Below are 7,160 nucleotides of genomic sequence, written 5' to 3'. Positions count from 1 at the left end.
GGGCGCGCCCGCGTCCGGCCCGGCCGCGGCCGGCACGACGACCGCGCACGCCGGCGGGTCTCCGCTCGGCACCCCGGGGTTCGGCGCCGCGGGCGCGGGCACCGGGACGGCGACGGGGACGGCACCCGGGTCGGACCTGCGCCCCGAGGAGCGCGCGGAGGTCCCGGTCGTGTCCCCGGACCACGCGGCGGTCGTCGTCGGCCCCGACGCGCCCGGCTCGTTCACGCTGTCGCTGAAGAACGCCTCCCCGGTGGTCGACGGGATGGTCGTGCACGCGGTCGCGCCGCCGCCCTGGCTGGTCGTCACGCACGACGACGCGAACCTCATGCCCGGCGAGGGACGTGCCGTGACGGTGACGCTCGCGGCCCGGCCCGAGGTCCTGGTCGTCGCGCAGACGCTGGAGGTGCCGGTGCTGGTGCGCTCGTCGCTCGACCCGACGAAGGCCGCGAAGGTCACCGTGCACCTCACCGTCCCGCCGTACGGCCCGCCGCCGACGATGACCGCGCGGCCGCACCTGCTGCAGCTCACCGACGAGACCGCGGGGTCGTTCACGGTCACGCTCGACAACCGGGCCGCGAACCACCCCCGCCACTACCCGCTGGTCGTGCAGGACGCCGAGGACGTCGTGCGCGCCGACGTCGTGCCGCCGTCGGTCGACGTGCCCGCGGGCGAGGCGGTCGACGTGCGGGTCCGGTTCACCGCACCTGCCCCCGAGGCGGGCCGTGACGTCACCCGGCAGCTCACGGTCACGGGCGAGGACCCGGACGGTCCGGTGTCCGCGACGGTCACGGTGGTGCAGCGGACGTCGCCCGAGGAGGAGCCGGAGCCGTTCACGGTCAGGCTCGACCCGAGCCACCTGCACGTGGTCGGCACGGAGACGGCGGCGTTCGACGTCATCGTGGACAACCGCGCGGCGGACGACGGGCTCGGCGTGGAGGTCGCGGGGCGCGACCCGCAGCGGCTGGTGGCGTTCTCGTTCGGGCACTCGCGGTTCGTCGTGCCCGGCGGCAAGGCGATGCGGGTGCACGCGCTGGTCCGCACGAGCGCCCCGGCGCCCGGCACCGCCGCGTCGCGCCCGTTCTCGGTGGTCGTGACCGACGGCGAGCGCGAGGTCGAGGCGACGGGGATGCTCGACGTCACCGCGCCCGCGGCGCCCATCACGACGGCCCGCCTGCTGGTGCAGCCCGCGAACCTCACGACGCAGGGCCGCCAGGGCACGTACGCGGTCGACGTCGACAACCGGGCGGGCGCGTCGACGCTGCAGGTCAGCCTGTCCGCGGCGGACGACTCCGGGCGGGCGCGCCTGACGTTCTCGCACCCGCAGGTCGCGGTGCCCGCGGGCCAGGTCGGCCGCGTCCAGCTCACGGTCGACGCACCGCTGCCCGCGGGCGGGACGACGGCGCAGCGGTCGGTCAAGGTCGTCGCGAGCGACGGCTCGAGGTCCGTCGAGGCACAGGCGACGCTCACGCAGACCGCGCGGGACTGGCGGCCCGTCGCGAAGCGGTGGTTCGTGTGGCTCGGCGCGATCGCGGTGATCCTCGGGACCCTCGTGCCGTGGCTGGGCGGCCGGGTCGTCGACTTCGAGCTGCTGGTGCAGCGGGCGTCGGACGGCGACGAGGTGGCGATCGGGCTGGCGGCGGCGATCGGGTCGACGGTGCTCGTGGCGGTGCTCGCGCTGGTCATGCTGCTGGGGCTCAACGGGTCGGGCGGGCGCCTGATCCGCGGGTCGGCGATCCTCATCGCGCTGCTCGCGGTCGGGGCGCTCGTCGTGGAGTCGACGGTCGTGGGGGCGCCGGTCGTGACGACGGGCGTGCCGGTCATCCTCACGGGTGCGGTGCTGGGGTTCATCGGCGGGGTGCTGGCGCGGCCGCGTGCGTCGGGCTGACGTCCGGGTACGGCGGGCCGACGTCCGGGTCGGGCGGGCTGATGTCCGGGTGCGGCGGGCACGGTGACGACCGCCACGTGACCAGGGGGCGGACCCCCGGTCGGCTTTTCTGACACAACGTGCGACCATGTCACCATGCCCAAGATCATCGGCGGGTCGCTGCACGAGCACCGCGAGCAGACGCGCAGCAAGCTCTTCGCAGCGCTGTCCGCCCTCATGGCCGAGCGCGGCTTCGACGCCATCACGCTCGCCGAGATCGCCCAGGCCGCCGGGGTCGGACGCACCGCCGTCTACAACCACTTCCCCGACAAGGAGTCGCTGCTCCTCGGCTTCATCACCCACGAGACCGAGCAGTACACGGCGTCCCTGCAGCGCTCGCTCGACGACATCGACGACCCCGTCGAGCAGCTGCGCACCTACGTCCGCCAGCAGGCCTCGCTGACCCGCGTCTACCACGTCGCCCCCGGGCCCGAGCTCCGCTCCGTGCTGTCCCGCGGCGCCCAGCAGCGCGTCCGCGAGCACGTCGTGCTCGTCGAGCAGATCCTGCGCGGCATCCTCGCCGCGGGCATCGACGCCGGCGTCTTCCCCGAGCAGGACCTCGACACCACCGTCCCGCTCGTCAACGCGTGCCTGTCCGGGCGCGGCGTGCCCGAGCGCGGACCCGAGCGCGAGCGGGCCGTCGAGCAGACCGAGACGTTCGTGCTGCGTGCCGTCGGCGCGCTCGCGCCCGTCCCCGCGTGAGCCGCGGCGCAGGACGTCCCGGCCCTCGCGGGCACGACCGCTCCGGCAAGGACCGGCGGCGCGGGACCGCGGCCGAGCAGCGCCGGCGCGGCACCGGCGGGCAGTCCGGCGGGCAGAGCGGCAGGAGCGGCGCGCGCGGGACCCGCACCGCCGACACGCGCCAGCAGAGCGGCCGTCCCGCCACCACGACGCTCGTCGAGCTCACCTTCCTCGCCGGCCTGCGCGACGTCCTGCACGACGAGGTCGTCACGACCCTCGCCCCACGCCGGGCACCCGTCGACGTCGCGGGCCGCGACGACGCGCTCGCCGTCCGGCTCGACGGCCCCCTCGCCGACGTCCAGCGGCTGCGCACCGCGGTCGCCGCGTACGTCGTCCTGCACTTCGACGTCCCCCGGCCGCGCTCGCTGACGAGCGGCGACCACCTGGCCCGCATCGTCGACGCCGTGTACGCGTCGCTGCGCGTCGCCGGGTCGTCGTCGTTCCGGTTCGAGGCGGCGGGTGCCGACTCCGCGGTGTTCCAGCGGCTCGCGTCGCTGCTCCACGACGCGACCGGCCTGCTGCACGACCCCGAGCACGGCGAGCTCGTCCTGCGCGTGCGCCGCGGCGCCCCTGCCGGTTCGACGGCCCACGGCGGACGCGCGACGACCGTCCCCGACCCCGGGTGGGACGTGCTCGTCCGGGTCGGCCCGCGGCCGCTGTCCGCGCGCACGTGGCGCGTCGCCGACTACCCCGGCGCGCTCAACGCGACGATCGCGGCCGCGATCGTCCGCCTGGCCGGGGTCCGCGACGACGACCGGGTGCTCAACCTCATGTGCGGCTCGGGCACGCTCCTGGTCGAGCGCCTGCTCGTCGGCCCGGCGGCGGCGGCCGTCGGCGTCGACGACTCCCCCGCCGCCCTCGACGCGGCCCGCGCCAACCTCGCGGCCGCCCGCACCCGGGCGACGCTCGTCCAGGCCGACGCCCTCCTCCCCCTCCCCGCCGAGATCGTGCCTTCCGCCCGAGATCGTGACCTGGAGGTACCGATCTCGACCGGAAGTCACGACCTCGCGCGTCCCGGCGGGTTCGACGTCGTGCTCGTCGACCCACCGTGGGGCGGCCTGCACGGCGCGCACGCCCAGGCCGCCGAGGTGCACGCCGGGGTCCTGCGGGCCGCCCGCGCGGCCGCGGCACCCGGGGCGCGGTGCGTCGTCGTCACGCACGAGGTCAAGGTCATGGAGCGGTGCCTGCGGGAGGCCGCCGACCTGTGGACCCTGCGGCAGACGCTGCGCGTCTACGCCAAGGGCCACCACCCGCGCGTCTACGTGCTCGACGCCGCCTGACGCGCCTCGTCCGACGTCGCGGGCGGCTCGTTCGCCTCGATCCACTCGTCGATGCGCCGCCACGACGCGAACAGCCACTCCTCGGCGTCGTCCCGGTCCCGCGGCACGTCCTCGGGGGCGACGCTCCACCCCTTCATGACGATCCGCTTGTCCATCGGCAGCTCGCGCCAGATGTCGTGCACGGTGACGAGCCGGTCCAGCCCGGTGTGCCCGACGAACACGACGCCCGCCTCGGGCGCCTCGTCGAGCGCGGACAGCACGCCGCCCGCGTGCGGCGCCATGACGTTCGTCATCTGCTCCGCCTGCACCGCGAGCTCGGCGCGGCCGTCGCGTCGCAGCGCGTCGATCCGGGCCCGCCGCCGCCGGGGCGTGAAGTTGCCGCCCTCCGGGAAGATCAGCAGCGCACCTCGCGGACCCAGCCCCTCGGCGAGGTCGCCCACCGCGGACGCCTGGCTCGGGGCGCCCGCCCGGCGCTGCTTGCGGGGCGTGACGAACTGCGTGGGCAGGCGGTTGAGCAGGACGTCGATCGCGGGGTCCCACTGCAGGGTGTCCTTGAGGACGATCCGCGGCTCGCGGTCGAACCAGTTGAGCAGGGCGTGCACGAGGATGAACGAGTCGCCGGGTCCCGCGTGCCGGCTCGCGACGACCACCGGGCGACCCGTGAGGACCGTCCCGAGGTCGGCGTCGACGATGTCGATGTGCAGCCGCAGCGTCCACCGGACCTGCCAGAACAGCACCTGCAGCATGCGGCGCGCGAGCCGGTAGTGCGCGCGCTCGAACGCCGGCCGGTGGATCGCCCAGCCGAACCCCGACCCGATCCACAGCCCGAGCAGCGCGACCAGGCACGCGGCGTCCCACAGCACGTAGAAGCTCGCCATCCACAGCGCGCGGGAGATCCGCAGCCGCCCCGGCAGCGCCCACGTCACCGCGCCGAGCACGAGCAGGACCAGCATGAGGCTCGTCGGCACCAGCAGGACCGCGAGCAGCACGATCGCCGGGGCGAGCACCACGCGCCGCACCCACCGCGGCGGCAGCCGCCAGCTCATGACCGCGCCGCCAGGTAGTCGCGCGTCGCCGCGTACGCCGCGTCGATGCGCCGCCGGGTGACGTCCATGCGCCTGTACGAGCCGAGCTTCTCGTCGCCCGGCGCCGGGCCGCCGCTCGGCAGGACGTGCACCGCGACGCCGGGCGGCACCCGCTCGATCTCCCGCGTGAACCGGTGCCGCCGCGCGATCTCGAAGCTGACCTTCGCCACCTGGCTGGGCTTCTCCGGCGCCACGACCGCCTCCTCGATCCGCCCGACCTGCAGCACGTACACCGTCGTCGCGCCGCGCTCCACGGCCTCGCCGAGCGGGATGGAGTTGACGATGCCGCCGTCGACGAAGTGCTCGTCCCCGATCCGGGTCGGCGGCAGGATCCCCGGCACCGACGACGACGCGAGCACCGCAGGGACGAGCGGCCCTGTGTCGAACCAGCGCTCGGCCGTCCGCTCGATGCTCGCCGCCGCCACCGCGAGCGGCACCATGAGCTCCTCGAACGTCCGGTCCGCGCCGAGCATGTCCTCGAGCAGCGCGCGTAGCGGCCCCGGGTCGTTGAGGTGCGTGCGGGACCGCGCCAGGCGCCGCAGCTGCTTCGGCCACGAGTCGCCGTAGACCGCCGCCGCCTCGGGCGACGCCCACGCCTGCACCAGCCGGTCGACGACCGACGCCGTCGGGTCGGCCGCGACCGCCGCACCGTTGATCGCCCCGATCGACGTCCCGACGACCGTGTCCGGCCGCACACCCGCCTCGAACAGCGCCTGGAGCATGCCGACCTGCACGGCGCCCCGCACCCCGCCGCCGCCCAGCACGAACCCGACCGTCATGAGCGGATCGTGGCACAGCGCACGACGGACGGCCCGACGGGCGTCGCCGGGACGCCTCGGCCGGTCACCGGGCCCGTCGACCGTGTCGAAACACCGGGGCTAATCGCTTCACGAGGTGGCCCTCGCGCGCGCGCCTGCCCAGGGTGGAGGCCCAGGGGGACGCGACCTCGGCGTGACGGCAGCGAGGCCGGTGCCGGGACGCGCTCACGGGGGCCGTCCCGCACCGAAAGGAGAACCGCATGACCGTCCGTGCACGTCCGCGCACGCTCTTCGCCGCCCTGGCGGCCGTGGCGGTGGCGTTCGGCGCCGCCGTCGTCGCGTCCGCACCCGCCTCCGCCCACGGGTCCGTCACCGACCCACCCACCCGCAACTACGGCTGCTGGGAGCGCTGGGGCTCCGACCACCTCAACCCGCAGATGGAACAGCTCGACCCGATGTGCTGGCAGGCCTTCAAGGCCGACCCGAACGGCATGTGGAACTGGAACGGCCTGTACCGGGAGAACGTCGGCGGCCAGCACGAGGCCGTCATCCCCGACGGGCAGCTCTGCTCCGGCGGGCGCACGTTCTCGCCGCGGTACGACGCGCTCGACAACCCGGGCCCGTGGACCGCGAAGAGCGTCCCCGCGAAGTTCCACCTCACGCTCACCGACGGCGCCAAGCACGGCGCCGACTACCTGCGCATCTACGTCTCCAAGCCGGGCTTCGACCCGACCAAGGAGGCGCTCGGCTGGGACGACATCACGCTCGTCCAGGAGACCGGCCGCTACCCGACGACCGGGCTCTACGAGACCGACGTCGACCTGACCGGTCGCTCGGGCCGTGCGGTGCTGTTCACGATCTGGCAGGCCAGCCACCTCGACCAGCCGTACTACCTGTGCTCCGACATCAACATCGGCGGCGGGACCAGCACGCCCACCCCGACGCCGACCCCCACGGTGACGCCGACGCCCACGCCGACGCCCACCGTCACGCCGACGCCGACCCCGACGCCGACGCCGACGCCGACCGTCACGCCCACCCCGACCCCGACGCCCACGCACGGCACCGGGGGCTGCACCGCGACCGTCAAGGTCGTCAACCAGTGGGGGTCCGGCTTCGTCGGTGAGGTCGTCGTGACCGCCGGCGCCAGCGCCATCACGGGCTGGCACACCGCGATCGGCGGCACCACCGTCCAGCAGGCGTGGAGCAGCACGCTCTCCGCCGCCAACACGCTCACCAGCGTGGACTGGAACTCGAAGCTGCCCGCGGGCGGCACCGCCACCGCCGGCTTCATCGGCACGGGCAACGGGAGCGGCGTCACCGCCGTCTCCTGCGGCACGCACTGACGCCACCGCTCACCGCACGCGCCGAG

At 75.2% G+C, this 7,160-nt stretch carries 6 protein-coding genes; 4 read left to right on the top strand and 2 right to left on the bottom strand.

All coding sequences use genetic code 11. The annotated features are described in order from the left end of the window. The 3 genes from CBZ_RS20720 to CBZ_RS04360 form a co-directional block, all read left to right on the top strand. The coding region (locus CBZ_RS20720; protein WP_165446643.1) for a hypothetical protein at positions 1-1,885 on the top strand (1,885 nt) is incomplete at its 5' end. 135 nt (positions 1,886-2,020) lie between these two features. After that, on the top strand, positions 2,021-2,626 hold the full coding sequence (locus tag CBZ_RS04365) for a TetR/AcrR family transcriptional regulator (RefSeq protein ID WP_130780375.1): 606 nt from the start codon (positions 2,021-2,023) through the stop codon (positions 2,624-2,626). Then, a complete protein-coding gene (locus CBZ_RS04360; protein ID WP_130780374.1) occupies positions 2,623-3,945 on the top strand; it encodes a class I SAM-dependent methyltransferase in 1,323 nt (440 codons plus the stop codon). Before CBZ_RS04365 ends, CBZ_RS04360 begins: the two co-directional genes overlap by 4 nt. On the opposite strand, the gene CBZ_RS04355 is transcribed toward CBZ_RS04360, so the two are convergent. Together CBZ_RS04355 and CBZ_RS04350 are read right to left on the bottom strand one after the other, a co-directional pair. Next, complete coding sequence (locus tag CBZ_RS04355; RefSeq protein WP_130780373.1) at positions 3,924-4,991, bottom strand: 1-acyl-sn-glycerol-3-phosphate acyltransferase; 1,068 nt, start codon at positions 4,989-4,991, stop codon at positions 3,924-3,926. The two genes, CBZ_RS04360 and CBZ_RS04355, sit on opposite strands and share 22 nt — an antisense overlap. Then, a complete protein-coding gene (locus CBZ_RS04350) occupies positions 4,988-5,809 on the bottom strand; it encodes a patatin-like phospholipase family protein (RefSeq protein WP_130780372.1) in 822 nt (273 codons plus the stop codon). The genes CBZ_RS04355 and CBZ_RS04350 overlap by 4 nt, the downstream gene beginning before the upstream one ends. A 239-nt stretch (positions 5,810-6,048) precedes the next feature. On the opposite strand from CBZ_RS04350, the gene CBZ_RS04345 reads away from it, so the two are divergent. Beyond that, positions 6,049-7,134, top strand: a complete 1,086-nt coding sequence (locus CBZ_RS04345) for a lytic polysaccharide monooxygenase (RefSeq protein ID WP_130780371.1) — start codon at positions 6,049-6,051, stop codon at positions 7,132-7,134. Positions 7,135-7,160: the final 26 nt, after the last annotated feature.

It is taken from the genome of Cellulomonas biazotea (assembly GCF_004306155.1).
Lineage (GTDB): Bacteria > Actinomycetota > Actinomycetes > Actinomycetales > Cellulomonadaceae > Cellulomonas > Cellulomonas biazotea.
Note: the sequence above shows the minus strand (reverse complement) of the source record. Positions and strands in the feature narration are given on the sequence as shown.